General features: G+C 48.9%; 14 protein-coding genes. 7 read left to right on the top strand and 7 right to left on the bottom strand.

Annotated features, from left to right (window positions below; translation table 11 throughout):
• Positions 1 to 17 precede the first annotated feature (17 nt).
• On the top strand, positions 18 to 773 hold the full coding sequence (locus E3U44_RS03375; protein ID WP_134356667.1) for a sulfite exporter TauE/SafE family protein: 756 nt from the start codon (positions 18 to 20) through the stop codon (positions 771 to 773).
• On the opposite strand, the gene pyrE is transcribed toward E3U44_RS03375, so the two are convergent.
• Positions 754 to 1,425, bottom strand: coding sequence for an orotate phosphoribosyltransferase (gene pyrE / locus E3U44_RS03370; protein ID WP_134356666.1), 672 nt, complete (start codon positions 1,423 to 1,425; stop codon positions 754 to 756). The two genes, E3U44_RS03375 and pyrE, sit on opposite strands and share 20 nt — an antisense overlap.
• A 133-nt stretch (positions 1,426 to 1,558) precedes the next feature.
• Here pyrE and E3U44_RS03365 point away from each other — a divergent pair, with 133 nt between their 5' ends.
• Positions 1,559 to 2,782 carry an AmpG family muropeptide MFS transporter gene (locus tag E3U44_RS03365; protein WP_134356665.1) on the top strand — a complete coding sequence of 408 codons (1,224 nt, stop codon included), beginning with the start codon at positions 1,559 to 1,561 and terminating at the stop codon, positions 2,780 to 2,782.
• A gap of 363 nt (positions 2,783 to 3,145) precedes the next feature.
• Here E3U44_RS03365 and E3U44_RS03360 read toward each other — a convergent pair whose 3' ends face one another.
• The 4 genes from E3U44_RS03360 to E3U44_RS03345 all read right to left on the bottom strand — a co-directional run bounded on the left by E3U44_RS03360 (position 3,146) and on the right by E3U44_RS03345 (position 5,643).
• Positions 3,146 to 3,457 (bottom strand): DUF167 domain-containing protein, encoded by a 312-nt coding sequence (locus E3U44_RS03360; protein WP_134356664.1) that lies wholly within the window; start codon positions 3,455 to 3,457, stop codon positions 3,146 to 3,148.
• A gap of 6 nt (positions 3,458 to 3,463) precedes the next feature.
• Entirely contained in the window at positions 3,464 to 4,027 is a 564-nt protein-coding gene (locus tag E3U44_RS03355; RefSeq protein WP_134356663.1) for a YggT family protein, read from the bottom strand.
• Positions 4,020 to 4,853, bottom strand: coding sequence for a pyrroline-5-carboxylate reductase (proC, locus tag E3U44_RS03350; protein WP_134356662.1), 834 nt, complete (start codon positions 4,851 to 4,853; stop codon positions 4,020 to 4,022). Before proC ends, E3U44_RS03355 begins: the two co-directional genes overlap by 8 nt.
• Positions 4,854 to 4,947: 94 nt before the next feature.
• Entirely contained in the window at positions 4,948 to 5,643 is a 696-nt protein-coding gene (locus E3U44_RS03345) for a YggS family pyridoxal phosphate-dependent enzyme (RefSeq protein WP_134356661.1), read from the bottom strand.
• A 120-nt stretch (positions 5,644 to 5,763) separates the two neighbouring features.
• On the opposite strand from E3U44_RS03345, the gene E3U44_RS03340 reads away from it, so the two are divergent.
• Both E3U44_RS03340 and E3U44_RS03335 read left to right on the top strand, forming a co-directional pair.
• Positions 5,764 to 6,801: a type IV pilus twitching motility protein PilT gene (locus E3U44_RS03340; protein ID WP_134356660.1), complete on the top strand. Its 1,038-nt coding sequence runs from the start codon at positions 5,764 to 5,766 to the stop codon at positions 6,799 to 6,801.
• Positions 6,802 to 6,810: 9 nt separating this feature from the next.
• Positions 6,811 to 7,947 (top strand): PilT/PilU family type 4a pilus ATPase, encoded by a 1,137-nt coding sequence (locus E3U44_RS03335; RefSeq protein ID WP_134356659.1) that lies wholly within the window; start codon positions 6,811 to 6,813, stop codon positions 7,945 to 7,947.
• A 66-nt stretch (positions 7,948 to 8,013) separates the two neighbouring features.
• Here E3U44_RS03335 and E3U44_RS03330 read toward each other — a convergent pair whose 3' ends face one another.
• On the bottom strand, positions 8,014 to 8,826 hold the full coding sequence (locus E3U44_RS03330) for an SDR family NAD(P)-dependent oxidoreductase (RefSeq protein WP_134356658.1): 813 nt from the start codon (positions 8,824 to 8,826) through the stop codon (positions 8,014 to 8,016).
• A gap of 439 nt (positions 8,827 to 9,265) precedes the next feature.
• Between E3U44_RS03330 and E3U44_RS03325 the strand changes: the two genes are divergently transcribed.
• From E3U44_RS03325 to E3U44_RS03315, 3 genes are all read left to right on the top strand, one after another.
• Positions 9,266 to 9,946 (top strand): hypothetical protein, encoded by a 681-nt coding sequence (locus E3U44_RS03325; RefSeq protein ID WP_134356657.1) that lies wholly within the window; start codon positions 9,266 to 9,268, stop codon positions 9,944 to 9,946.
• A 144-nt stretch (positions 9,947 to 10,090) separates the two neighbouring features.
• On the top strand, positions 10,091 to 10,474 hold the full coding sequence (locus tag E3U44_RS03320) for a hypothetical protein (RefSeq protein ID WP_134356656.1): 384 nt from the start codon (positions 10,091 to 10,093) through the stop codon (positions 10,472 to 10,474).
• 556 nt (positions 10,475 to 11,030) lie between these two features.
• Complete coding sequence (locus E3U44_RS03315) at positions 11,031 to 12,272, top strand: cation:proton antiporter (RefSeq protein WP_134356655.1); 1,242 nt, start codon at positions 11,031 to 11,033, stop codon at positions 12,270 to 12,272.
• Between the two features lie 19 nt (positions 12,273 to 12,291).
• On the opposite strand, the gene E3U44_RS03310 is transcribed toward E3U44_RS03315, so the two are convergent.
• Positions 12,292 to 13,326 carry a threonine aldolase family protein gene (locus E3U44_RS03310; RefSeq protein WP_134356654.1) on the bottom strand — a complete coding sequence of 345 codons (1,035 nt, stop codon included), beginning with the start codon at positions 13,324 to 13,326 and terminating at the stop codon, positions 12,292 to 12,294.
• Position 13,327 lies beyond the last annotated feature (1 nt).

Below are 13,327 nucleotides of genomic sequence, written 5' to 3'. Positions count from 1 at the left end.
CTTGACCGTTCGCCACAATGCATTGGTTTGATCAAAGTGCTTTATTTCTAATTTCCCTGCTCGCCAATTTGTTTTCAGCCTTCAGCGGGGGTGGGGCAGGGCTAGTGCAGTTGCCGGCGCTCATTTTCCTGGGTTTGCCATTTGGTATTGCTTTGGCAACTCATAAGGTAGCATCCGTTGCCCTAGGTATCGGCGCGACTTTCCGACACTTGAGAGAAAATACTCTAGAGCAGCGCTTTGCCCTCTTTATTCTTGCCTGTGGCCTACCCGGGGTAGTCTTTGGAGCCAATGTAATTCTCAAGATTCCTGACCGCACAGCGGAACTTGCTCTTGGTTGCCTAACCCTAGGGTTAGGCACTTATTCCCTGCTCAAACCGAATCTGGGGCAAGACCCCCAGCTCCTAAACCGTCACTGGCAGGGGTATTTAGTCGGTGGCGGCATTTTATTCCTAATCGGCGTATTAAACGGTTCCTTGACCTCAGGCACTGGTCTATTTGTCACTCTCTGGCTGGTCAGATGGTTTGGTTTAGACTATAAACGGGCAGTGGCTTACACTTTGGTATTGGTGGGGCTATTCTGGAACGGAACAGGGGCCCTAACACTGGGATGGCTGGGGAGTATCCAATGGTCCTGGTTGCCGGCCTTGCTGATGGGGTCTCTGCTGGGTGGATATTTAGGGGCCCACCTTGCTATTATCAAAGGTAACCGTTGGATTAAGCGAAGCTTTGAAATAGTTACTCTATTGGTTGGCTTTAAGTTGGTGATAGGGTAAAAACCGTCTCTACGCCGTATTGTTTTTTGTAAGCTTGCATTTGATTAAGATGTTTCTCCATTGCTGGCCTTCCTTCTAGATGCCAGATCAAATGATCTAAGCGGGTAATACTCATTACCGGGATACCGTGTTGAGCCTCCACCTCTTGGACTGCAGATTGTTTTCCTTGGCCTCGTTCCTGACGGTCCAAGGAGATCACCACGCCAGCAGGGATGGCGCCTGCAGCATGAATAATAGTGACTGATTCTTGCACTGAGGTACCGGCGGAAATAACATCATCGACGATCAGGACCCGCTGCCCTTCAAGGGAGGTCCCCACCACACTGCCTCCTTCCCCATGATCCTTGACCTCTTTGCGGTTGAAAGCGTACCCTACATCTCGCCCGTGTTGTTCCATCAAGGCGATGGCCGTCGCTGCCACTAAGGGAATACCTTTATAAGCCGGTCCAAATAAGACCTCAAAAGCGATCCCCGAAGCGGAGATGGCTTGAGCGTAGAATTGACCCAGCCGTGCTAAGCTGGCGCCGCTGTTGAACAACCCGCTATTGAAAAAATAGGGGCTCACTCGGCCGGACTTTAGGGTAAATTCCCCAAAGCGTAATACTCCCTTTTCGATTGCAAACTCAATAAACTCATTTTGATAGTCCTTCATGGGTACCTCGTGACCAAAAATTTATTATTGTAGCGGGGCAGCATGTCCTTAGGAAACCCAGATTGTGAGCGCCTCTTTGTGAAGATAACCCCAGTTGATGATTTATTCCCTTTAAATGTGAAGGTGCCTCTACTTGATTAAAACAAGGCAGGAGTACCTGCGCGTTATTTTTTCAGGGCGCATGCTGGTGGTTTTTTTGATGGGATTTTCCAGTGGTCTGCCTCTTTTGCTTACAGGGTCAGTATTGCAGGCCTGGATGCAAGAGGAAGGGGTAGATTTAGGGACCATTGGTTTATTTGCCCTGGTGGGGCTGCCCTATACGCTTAAGTTTCTGTGGGCTCCCTTGTTGGATCGCTATCCATTGGGTCGCATGGGCCGCCGCCGGGGATGGCTGTTGCGAGTGCAGGTGGGGCTTATCCTTGCTCTGATTGGGCTTGGGCTCACCGAGCCGGCTATTAGTCCCTTGAGTGTTGCTGGTGCTGCTCTGCTGGTGACCTTTTTTTCTGCCACTCAAGATATCGTTATTGACGCTTATCGTCGGGAAAGCTTGGCTGACCATGAATTAGGCTTAGGGTCTTCTTTTTATGTCAATGGTTACCGCCTAGGGATGCTGCTGGCCTCTGGCGGAGGATTAATTCTTGCCGATTACCTGCCTTTTCCTCAGGTTTATCAATTGCTGGCCCTGGTGATGTTAAGCGGTGTCTTCACAACCCTGTTGGCTCCAGAGCCAGGGACTCCTGCCCATCTGCCTAAGACCCTTCGTGAGGCAGTCATAGCGCCTTTTCTGGAGTACTTTCGTCGCCCTGATGCCTTCTTGATTCTGCTTTTTATCCTGCTTTATAAGATCGGTGATACGATGGCTAGTCACATGACGATTCCCTTCTATCTAGACTTAGGTTATTCCAAAACTGAGATCGGCGCAATCGTCAAGGGATTTGGGTTTTGGGCTACTATTGTAGGAGGTTTGATAGGGGGAGGCTTTATGCTGCGGCTAGGGATCTACCGGGCGCTATGGGTGTTTGGTTTGCTCCAAGGAATTTCTACTGCTGGTTTTGCCGTGCTGGGAATTTATGGTTATAGCTTGCTAGGCCTTGCTGCCGTTATCGTCTTTGAGAATTTAAGCGGTGGCATGGGGACGGTTGCCTACATGGCATTCATGGCGAGCTTGACCAATAGGAAATTCACGGCCACCCAGTATGCTTTGCTTTCTAGCCTAATGGGGATTCCCCGGGTGATTGTTGCGGCCCCAACCGGTTTTTTCGCCGAGAGCTTTGGGTGGGTGCCGTTTTTTTCTTGCTGTGCTTTAATTGCGATTCCAGGACTGCTTTTGTTGCGCCGTTTTCAGCCTTGGTTATGACCTTCGTGCTCGTATAGCATGTGTCTCTCGCCTGCTACAAAGGCCCCACAGGGTTTCCTCTAAATGGAGTGGACTTATCCCGCTTATGTCATTCTTGGATAAAAGGCCTAAGTCCTTCTTCCCGTAATAAGTACTTATGAATAAAGTATGAGGTGTTTTAGGAGCGAGCCGGTGGTGTTCCGCAAACTTGTTTTTCCTGCCTAAAAAAAAGGTTTGATGCGCGCCCTCCCTGGCGCGCCCCCTGAGGGGCCTCCTGCGGATGTCCCGATTCGCTCCCGGCGAATCGGTGCGGGGACTTCCCTGCCCCCAGGCTCCACCCCACCGGCTCGCTCCAGGAATACTTCAAAACTTTCACTGAGGTATTTACTTAACCTTAACCCTATTCGTAGGGGGAGCCATGCCCGGCAGTAATTTAGCGGGTTTTTCAATGCACACCCGTTTATCTCGGCTAGTAGCTCCTGAGAGCAGGCGGATTTGGTTTTTGCTGACCCGGAAGGTTTTGGCTAGAAAGCGGATCAAGTCAGCATTGGCTTTACCTTCCACGGGAGGGGCCGTGATTCGAACTTTAAGCCGATCCCCATGGGGGCCAATAATTTCGTCGCAACTAGCCCGTGGTTGGAGCCGTATTTGGATAATCAGAGCATCCTGTTCCCAATAATACCAAGGAATGGCCATGGGCAATCAGATGATGCGGGGAAACCAGGGCTCAATAAGCATGGAGGCCACTTGTAGACCAATCAGAACCATTAGTGGTGAGAGGTCTAAGCCGCCGATGGGCGGTACTAAATTCCGGGCCGGCCGTAACAGCGGTTCGGTGAGATGGTATAGCAGTATAGTCACCGGGTTGTAGGTGGTGGGTGCTACCCAGCTTAAGATAACCTGGATTAAGATGGCAATCTTGAAGATGTCGAATGTCAGGCTGACTAGATCGCCAATGCTTGCCCATGCCAGTACGGCTATGGAGGGGACCCTTACGGCTAAACTTGAGATGATGGTGAGTTTAACCATCGTGAGTACAAAGAGCAGGAAAAGGGAAGCCGTATCTATGTTGCCGATAGGGGGTATAAAACGGCGCAGGGGTCGGAGCAGTGGTTGAGTAATCGTGATCAGAAATTTCGTCAAGGGGTTATGGAAATCGGCCCGTACCCATTGCAGGAGCAGGCGCAGCATTACCGCCAAAATATAAAGGCTAAAAAAGGTGTTAACCAGAAAAATGAATGGGGTGGAGAGGTAATCGCTAGGCATGATCGGTTCCCAGTTCCTCGGCTAGTTCTCGGGTACGGTCACGGGCGGCACGCAAGGCGCGAGCAAACGCTTCCCGGATGTGGGCTTCCTCCAAGGCGGTAATCGCTCGCTCAGTAGTCCCCCCCGGTGAGGTGACCCGCTGCCGGAGGCGGATACTATCTTCTTCACTTTCCAGAGCCATTTTAGCGGCTCCGAAGGCAGTTTCGAGAGTCAACAAACGGGCAGTGCTGTCGTCCAGGCCTAAATTGATAGCGGCTTTTTCCATGGCCTCCATGACCAGGAAAAAATAGGCAGGACCGCTGCCTGATAGGGCGGTGACCACTTCCATGAGATTTTCATCCTTCAGCCATAAGGTGAGTCCTACTGCGCGTAGTACGGACTCTGCCATTTGCCGTTGCTGGGGATTGGTTTGGGCGTTGGCAAATAGGGCCGTGGCTCCTGCTTGCACTAACGCCGGGGTGTTAGGCATTGCGCGCACGATGGGTGCCGGACCACCAAGCCAGCGTTCTAAATCCGGGATCCGGATTCCTGCTGCAATCGTAAGCCAAAGAGGTTGGGAGGGTGTGACCACGCTTTTGAGCCCGGTGGCCACCGCTCTCAACTGTTGAGGTTTGACTGCCAGCACGACCACTTCCGCTTCTTGAGCGGCCTGAAGATTATCGGGGGTGGTATTAACGCTGAAGCGGTGATGGAGGGCATCTAGTTTACTCCGATCCGGATCAGCGACCCAAATAGTCTGGGCATTGCGGCCATCAGCGAGCAAGCCGCCGATGAGACTGGTTGCCATGTTGCCGCCACCGATAAAAGCAAGGGTTTGTTCTCTCATGGCTTCACTTTTAGCTCCATTCCGAATTCTGAGTTTACCTCATAATGGGGGTTAAGCTGAATGCTGCAGCAGGGTTTTAATGGAACCTGCCGGTTTAAGCGCCTTTTTGCGGTCGGCGACCAAATATCGCTGCACCGACCCGAACCAAGGTGGCGCCTTCCGCAATGGCAGCTTCTAGATCGTCGCTCATGCCAATGGAGAGGGTGTCTAGCTTTAGCCCTCCCTGGCGAAGCTCCTGCCATAATTGATGTAAGGCGCGAAAAGGCTGGCGTTGCGCTTCAAAGTCGGAATTGAGAGGTGGCAGAGTCATTAGGCCCCGCAATGAAAGCCGGGGCATTTCAGCGACTGCTTTGGCTATTTCGGTAAGTGCTTCGGGAGTAGTGCCAGATTTGGAATCCTCGCCACTGATATTCACCTGTAAACAGATATTAAGGGGCGGCAGTTCCGGCGGCCGTTGTTGATTGAGGCGCTGAGCGATTTTTAAGCGGTCAACGCTGTGGACCCAATCAAAATGGGCGGCGATATCCCGGGTTTTGTTGGATTGAATAGGACCAATGAAGTGCCATTCCAAATTTTCCGATTCCAGCTCTTTAATTTTTGGCAAGGCTTCTTGCAGATAATTTTCTCCAAAAGCACGTTGTCCGCAGGCTATTGCAGCACGGATTGCGGAAACTGAACAGGTTTTGGTCGCTGCTATAAGAGTAACACTCCCTGCTGGGCGGCCAAAGCGCTGTTCAGCTTCGGCAATGCGAGCACGAACTTGAGCTAATTGTTGTGCGATCTGGGTCATGTTTTGTATTTGTCTCCTCCTTGCTAATGTTCAGTCATTTTAAGTTTGGCTAAGTCTAGCCGATATTCCCAACGAAATAAGCTACTCGTCCATATTGTGGAAATCATCTGAGGAAATCTTATGGATATCGCTGAACTGCTTGCCTTTAGTGTCAAGAATTCTGCCTCCGATTTACATATCTCAGCCGGACTCCCTCCGATGATTCGGGTAGACGGCGACGTGCGCCGGATCAATTTACCGCCCATGGAACACAAGGAAGTTCATGCCATGATTTACGATATTATGAATGACAAGCAGCGTAAGGATTATGAAGAATTTCTTGAAACCGATTTTTCCTTCGAGATCCCAGGATTAGCCCGTTTCCGCGTGAATGCATTCAATCAAAACCGTGGAGCAGCAGCGGTATTTCGTACCATTCCCTCCCAGGTGTTGACTCTTGAGGAACTCGATGCCCCGGCCGTGTTTAAGGATATCGCCAACCATCCCCGGGGAATTGTGTTGGTGACAGGACCTACAGGCTCAGGAAAGTCAACTACCTTAGCGGCCATGGTTAATTATAAAAACGAGAATGATTTTGCCCACATTTTAACTATCGAAGATCCCATTGAGTTTGTTCATGAAAGCAAAAAAAGCTTAATTAATCAACGTGAAGTCCACCGGGATACCCATGGTTTTAGCGAAGCGCTACGCTCGGCATTACGTGAAGACCCTGACATCATCCTGGTGGGGGAAATGCGGGATCTAGAAACCATTCGCTTAGCTTTAACGGCGGCAGAGACGGGCCACTTGGTCTTTGGCACTTTGCATACCAGTTCTGCGGCAAAGACTATTGACCGTATTATCGATGTATTCCCTGCCGCAGAGAAAGATATGGTGCGCTCAATGCTCTCCGAATCTCTACGAGCTGTTATTTCTCAGACCCTCCTTAAAAAATTTGGCGGTGGTCGGGCGGCTGCCCATGAGATCATGATTGGCACCCCAGCCATCCGTAACCTCATTCGTGAAGATAAGATCCCTCAAATGTATTCTGCTATCCAAACGGGTCAAGGAGCAGGCATGCAAACCTTGGATCAGTGTCTGATAGAGTTAGCCCGCCGCAATGTGGTGACCAAGCAGGAGGCGGTAAAAAAAGCAGTAAATAAAGAACTTTTCCGTTAGGCATCACTTATGACAGACCCAGCAACAGAACTAGAGGCTCTGCTAAAGGCCATGGTCAAGCACGATGCCTCGGATCTCTTTATTACGGCAGGATTTCCCCCTAGTTTCAAGATCCACGGTAAAGTTATGCCAGCTAGCCAGCGGCCTTTGTCGGAAAGTCAAGCAAAGGAGTTGGTATTCACAGCGATGACTTCCCAGCAGCAGCAGGAGTTTAGCCAAACCCATGAGGGAAATTTTGCCCTTGGCAGAGAAAATCTCGGTCGGTTTCGTGTCAATGCCTTCTACCAACGGAGTAGTGCAGGTATGGTGCTGCGCCGCATCAAAACAGAGATCCCCAGCTTTGAGCAGATCCACTTGCCCGCGACATTATGTCAACTGACCATGATTAGCCGCGGTATGGTGATCTTTGTAGGGGGAACAGGGTCGGGTAAATCCACCTCCCTTGCCGCCATGGTAGGTTACCGTAATCGTAATAGCAAGGGCCATATTGTGACTATTGAAGATCCCATTGAGTATATCCATGAGCATGAAGGCTGTATCATCACCCAGCGGGAAGTGGGTATCGATACTCAGTCTTACGAAGTGGCGCTTAAGAATACGTTACGGCAAGCTCCAGATGTGATCTTGATTGGTGAGATTCGGAGTCGGGAAACCATGGAATATGCTATGGCCTTTGCCGAAACAGGTCATCTGTGTTTATCAACCCTTCATGCGAATAATGCTAATCAGGCTTTAGAACGCATTATCAATTTCTTCCCTGAAGATCGACGCCGGCAATTGCTGTTGGATCTTTCACTGAATCTTAAGGCTGTGGTTGCCCAGCGCCTGATTCCGACCGCAGATGGTAAGGGACGTCGGGCTGCAGTAGAGATCCTTATTAATACGCCACTAATTGCTGAGCTTATTTACAAGGGGGATGTTGTAGGTATCAAGGATTTGATGAAACGCTCGACCGAACAAGGGATGCAAAGTTTTGATAAAGCTGTTTATCAATTATATAAAGATGGGGCTATTAGTTATGAAGATGCGCTGCGCAATGCCGATTCGGCAAACGAAGTGCGTCTAATGGTAAAGCTAGGGGGTGAGGGAGCGGCCCAGAAATTAAGCGCTGCCATCGAAGGGGTTACTCTTCAGGGACCAGAGTAGGGCAGGGGGCTTTGAAACAAAGCCCAAAAACTTACCACCAACTGCACCGGACGATAACCCTGTTGATTATGTAATAGGGTCTGGTAGCGGTGGAAGGGGGGGCTGTGGGCGGCGCGGCATATCCATTCTCGCTAACATACCTCCATCCACCACAAAAGATTGGCCGGTGATCCAATCAGCCGTCTTGCTGCAGAGATAGACTGCCATTTCTGCAATATCTTGTGGTCTCCCAAAACGTCCTGCAGGGATATGAGGCATCCAGTTGTCCTTCTGGGCTTGTAAGGTTTCCTGCGTCCGCTCTATGGGTACGACCCCTGGCGCAATACAGTTAACGCGGATGTTATAGGGTGCCCACTCTAACGCCATGACCCGGCTCATGGCCTCTAGGCCAGCCTTAGAGGCCGCATAGGCGCTAAAGTATTGGACGCTCTTGGTAGCATGGATGCTGGAATTATTAAGGATAACGCCTTCAATCCCTTCTTTAATCATCTGGTTTGCCACCTGGCGGCTAAGGAGGTAGGGGGCCCGAAGGTTCACATTGAGGCTGTCATCCCAGTAGACCGCCCCCGCATCAAGCACGCTGGCCTTTAATACGATGCCGGCATTGTTGACTAACACATCGATGCCATTCCAGGTTTCGATAATAAAATTAACAAGCTTCTCAATGGCTTTTTCGGATCGTAAATCAGCAGGGTATTGAAGGGCACTACCCCCTGCTTGCTGGATTGCTCTAACTGTCTGATCTGCACCTTGTTCTCGGGTGCGGTAATGGACTAGAACGCGGCAGCCTTGACCCCCAAAAGCTTTGGCTATAGCAGCACCCAGTCCACCTGAAGCTCCAGTGACCAGAACGCGTTTGCCTATAAGGTCTTCATACATCTTTTTTCTCCCTTTATTCAATGACTTAAGTATCTAATTATGAACCGAAAAGATCACTATATTTCAGCTATCCAGCTCATCCAGTATACAAGGGGTGATATGGTACCCAAAAAAGATCTGACTTATTATTGCAAGTTCTGCCTTGGCGAGATGTCCATGCTCTCGTTATGGAATTAAAAAAATCCTAGCTTCATCAGGTAAGGGCTTACAAGGGAGGGCTCCTTAGAGGAGGTGTGGTATAGCCAGGAGGTCAACGCCACAACGTGGGTCAGTTATAAGGCAGATGGAAAATAAATGGTAAACATATACCTAAATTGAAAGAGCGTATTGACTTACAGCCATATCGCAATGATGAGGTGTAGTTATAATTTGACCCAGAAATAATCCACCTGCTCCCCTGCTCCAAAAGGGTGGGCAGACTGGAAAGGCAGGAGTAACAATGAAGAAAGTAATGAAAAAATTATTGCAAAGTGTTTTTTTTCTTATCGCAGCTGCTCTTTCTTGCACATCTTACACGTGGGCGCAGGAAGAGGATCCAGTGCAGGCTCCTGAGGTAGGAATACCTTGTGTGACAAAGGATAAGGGGTATATGGTGCACTTTACCGCTTATCAGCGTGTGGACATAGAGAAAGAGGAAGAAGAGGAGGAAAAGCGGAAGCTAGAATTTGAGCGTTTTTGCCATGACCTGCCCATTACAGGCTTGACCCTTATTACTATTGATCTTATGGACCGCTATACTAGGAGCCGACCGGTAGCGTTCCGAATTGTAGAAGTCAACCCTGGTGAAAAGCCGGGCGAAGTTATAGAAAAACGCACACTGGTCGAAGTTCCTGAAAAAAAATACCGTGCTGGTTTGATAGAAACACGGGTGGATTTTGACAAGCGGGGCCTCTACGCCGCTCTCCTGACTATCGAGGGAGAAGAAATCAGTATCCCTATTCGAGTAGGCATAGAAGAAGAGATACCTTTGGTGCGGCGTATGCTGCCTATCATTTTTGGTCTCTTGATACTCGCTGCACTTGGTTATGCTATTTACCGTTTTAGAAGCTCAAGCGTAACAAAAGTAAAAGATAAAGAAGAAAAAAAGGAAGAGAAAGAAGAAGAGAAGGATAAAGATTAATTTATAATCAATATCATTTATCAAATAAATACTCCGATCTCCCGGTCAAATTAAACTGATAAATTACATCTAAAAAATTCTTCTTTTAAGGGAAATTTCTTGATCGGGTGATCGGAGTCTGTAATTTTTATAATAAGGTGGATTATGAAATCGAAGTTGTTCGCCCTGGTATTGTTATTATTTTCCACAACTTCATTCGCCGATATGCTTGAAGATCGAGGTGTTATCCGCTGGGATGTGGATTCGAGGAATTACTTAGAATGTTCTGAAGTGAATTTATTTTTGAGAATACTTTGTGAGCCTCTTGAGTTTGTCGGTAACATGGGAGCCCGTTGGCCCATCAATATTATTGAAGAAGGAGGGTTTAGTGCAAAAGAGTGGGGGCGTGCTGCGGGAAATAAAATTCCTGTCTTGGGCCATATTTTAGGTGGAATGACAGGGCTCGGGATAGGTGCTTTTAAGGGTGTAGGAGAAGGTTTTATCCATTCTTTTCCAGCAGTAATTGAAAAGCCTGCGGTGATTGATTGATAAAGATATTTTTGAGTGTTTAATCGCCGCCGCAGCCTCCACCATAGTTTGAACCGCAACCGCTGGCATCAGTCGATCGCTAAACAGTCCTCCTGAACTTCCGTCACATCCAGAATCTCCTTATGAGGAATAGTGTCCTTTGCTAGTAAAAGCAAAATTCCTGCAACTAGAGCAGCAACAACTGCTTGCCCTAAACCAATAAATAGGGGATCAAGATAGGACACACACAAAGTGTGTGGCAGGCAGAGTCAATCCAAATGCAGTCACTCCGAGAAAGCCTAAAATCAGTCCTTTGGTTTCATGATTCATAATTAGTATCGGTGAAATAGATTAAAAGGATTAAGGCGAGATCAAGCTAAGGGACATAAAAATATTATATGATTAGCTAAAAAAGTACACCAAGAGTCAATAGGGAAAGTGGGCCAGGGACCGGCAATGGAAGTCCGTTTTCGGTATGATGGAGCTACTTTATCAATATTAACCAGCCCACTCTAGATTTGAAAGTTCTATTAGGCCTGGAGAAGAAGTCTTAGCGTCGGATAAAGAATATTAAATAATGGATATACTGAATATTGTTACTCTGCTGACCGTGTTAGCTGCGATTTTTGGCTATTTAAATGCTCGTTTTTTAAAACTGCCGGACACCATTGGGCTGATGGTCATTGCCATTGTGTTCTCTACGGTGACCATAATGGTGGGTAGTTTTTTTCCCGGTATTATCGAGTTTGAGAAAGATCTCGTTGCGCAAATAGACTTTAAGGAAGTATTGCTTGATGGTTTTTTGAGCATTCTTTTGTTTGCTGGTGCTTTGCATACTGATCTGGACTCACTCAAGGCGATGCGTGGCCCTATTGTGATGTTTGCCACCTTGGGGGTGTTGGTCTCCACATTTTTGGTGGGAAGCATGATGTTTGCCGGATTCCAGTTGGTGGGTTTAGACGTTCCCTTTATCCATTGTTTATTATTTGGCGCACTTATTTCACCGACCGACCCTATCGCCGTCCTGAGTATTTTGAAAAGGGCTGGAGTCTCTAAAGTCTTGGAAACCAAAATAGTCGGAGAAAGCCTGTTCAATGACGGTATAGGGGTGGTGATATTTCTCACCATTTTTAGTCTTGCCCATGTGGGTAGTGGAGAGGTAAATAGCACAGATATTGCCCTGTTTTTTTTTGAAGAGGTGGGTGGGGGGGTCCTGCTAGGATTTGGTTTTGGCTATCTTGCTTATTGGCTAATGAAATCTATTGATAACTACCAAATAGAAGTGCTGATTACACTGGCTATTGTTCTGGGGGGATATCGGCTAGCCAACTACCTGCATTTCTCTGGACCCCTCGCTATGGTAGTTGCAGGACTCATGATTGGCCATGAACGCTTCCGCTCTGGCGGCATGTCAGGAATCACTGAAGCTTACGTGGATAAATTTTGGGAGCTGCTCGACTTATTATTTAATGCCATTCTTTTTGTGCTGATTGGCCTAGAACTTATTATCATTTCCTTTGATGGCCAATATCTATTGGCAGGAATACTGGCCATACCCATCGTATTGCTAGCACGTTATATGGCATTATTTTTTCCCATTCGAATCTTCAAAAAACGCCTAGGGTTAGCGCCTCAAACAGGGATAATCATGACCTGGGGTGGCCTCCGTGGGGGTATCTCTATTGCGTTGGCCCTATCGCTTACATCGACTATGTCACGGGAACTTTTGATCACGGTGTGCTATGTCGTCGTAGTGTTTTCTATCGTCGTGCAGGGGTTGACTGTTGAGCGGCTGGCTAAAAAATACCGCGGCCTTTAGAAATTTTTGGATAACCTTTTTAACATATTTCTCGAAGGGCCTTTGCCGCGGTTTCAATATCCGTCTGAGAGATATCAAGATGGGTTACGGCGCGGAGCCTAGTTTTATCCGTGGCACCAATCAGCACGCCATAGGATTTGAGCTTGTCACTGACCTCCGCTGCTGACAACCCGGTTGCTGTGACATCAAAAAAGACGATATTCGTCTCCACCGTTGCTAGGGCAACAGAGATACCAGGAATTTCGGCAATATGTTCGGCGAATCGGCGTGCATTCCGATGGTCTTCAGCGAGACGCTCAATGTGATGCTCTAGGGCATAGAGGCCAGCAGCAGCGAGGATACCGGCCTGACGCATGGCCCCTCCGAGGCGCTGCTTCCACCACCAGGCTTCCTCAATGAAGGCGGCACTTCCTGCAAGCACTCCTCCTACGGGACAGCCAAGGCCCTTGCTTAAGTCAAACCACACGCTATCAAAGGATGCCGTATGTTCTCTTGCGTCGATACCGGTTGCTATGACCGCATTGAAAAGTCGGGCCCCATCCATGTGCAGTGCCAACTGGTGGGTTCGGGCCATCTCCGCCACTGCTTGGATCGTCTCCAGGGGCCAGACGGTACCGCCACCTAGATTGGCAGTTTGTTCTACGCAAACTAGCCGTGAGCGAGGTGTATGCCGGCTCTGTGGACGGATCCCTTGCTGGAGTTGAGCGGCAGTGAATACACCATGGATTCCTTCCAGGGGCCAGATGGAGGCGCCGCTGAGAGCTGCGGGAGCGCCGCCTTCCAAGTTAAGGATATGAGCTGTGCGGTCGGTAATGATTTCATCGCCGGGCCGGCAATGGACGCAGATGGCAATTTCATTGCACATGGTTCCTGAAGGCAAAAATACGGCAGCCTCCTTGCCGGTTAGTTCAGCCACCACCTCACAGAGGCGGTTTACGCTGGGGTCTTCGCCTCGCTGTTCATCTCCCACAGGTGCTTCGGCCATGGCTTTTCGCATTGCCGGTGTGGGTAAGGTCTGGGTATCACTATATAAGTTAATTCGGATCGGGCTCATG

This window comes from Nitrosococcus wardiae (assembly GCF_004421105.1).
Lineage (GTDB): Bacteria > Pseudomonadota > Gammaproteobacteria > Nitrosococcales > Nitrosococcaceae > Nitrosococcus > Nitrosococcus wardiae.
This window is presented reverse-complemented; position numbering and strand designations above follow the sequence as displayed.

Excerpts from the sequence above, each read along its gene's own strand:
- E3U44_RS03375 (WP_134356667.1), top strand. The coding sequence starts at position 18 with ATGCATTGGTTTGATCAAAGTGCTTTATTTCTAATTTCCCTGCTCGCC.
- pyrE (WP_134356666.1), bottom strand. The coding sequence starts at position 1,425 with ATGAAGGACTATCAAAATGAGTTTATTGAGTTTGCAATCGAAAAGGGA.
- E3U44_RS03360 (WP_134356664.1), bottom strand. The coding sequence starts at position 3,457 with ATGGCCATTCCTTGGTATTATTGGGAACAGGATGCTCTGATTATCCAA.
- E3U44_RS03355 (WP_134356663.1), bottom strand. The coding sequence starts at position 4,027 with ATGCCTAGCGATTACCTCTCCACCCCATTCATTTTTCTGGTTAACACC.
- proC (WP_134356662.1), bottom strand. The coding sequence starts at position 4,853 with ATGAGAGAACAAACCCTTGCTTTTATCGGTGGCGGCAACATGGCAACC.
- E3U44_RS03345 (WP_134356661.1), bottom strand. The coding sequence starts at position 5,643 with ATGACCCAGATCGCACAACAATTAGCTCAAGTTCGTGCTCGCATTGCC.
- E3U44_RS03340 (WP_134356660.1), top strand. The coding sequence starts at position 5,764 with ATGGATATCGCTGAACTGCTTGCCTTTAGTGTCAAGAATTCTGCCTCC.
- E3U44_RS03335 (WP_134356659.1), top strand. The coding sequence starts at position 6,811 with ATGACAGACCCAGCAACAGAACTAGAGGCTCTGCTAAAGGCCATGGTC.
- E3U44_RS03330 (WP_134356658.1), bottom strand. The coding sequence starts at position 8,826 with ATGTATGAAGACCTTATAGGCAAACGCGTTCTGGTCACTGGAGCTTCA.
- E3U44_RS03325 (WP_134356657.1), top strand. The coding sequence starts at position 9,266 with ATGAAGAAAGTAATGAAAAAATTATTGCAAAGTGTTTTTTTTCTTATC.
- E3U44_RS03320 (WP_134356656.1), top strand. The coding sequence starts at position 10,091 with ATGAAATCGAAGTTGTTCGCCCTGGTATTGTTATTATTTTCCACAACT.
- E3U44_RS03315 (WP_134356655.1), top strand. The coding sequence starts at position 11,031 with ATGGATATACTGAATATTGTTACTCTGCTGACCGTGTTAGCTGCGATT.
- E3U44_RS03310 (WP_134356654.1), bottom strand. The coding sequence starts at position 13,326 with ATGAGCCCGATCCGAATTAACTTATATAGTGATACCCAGACCTTACCC.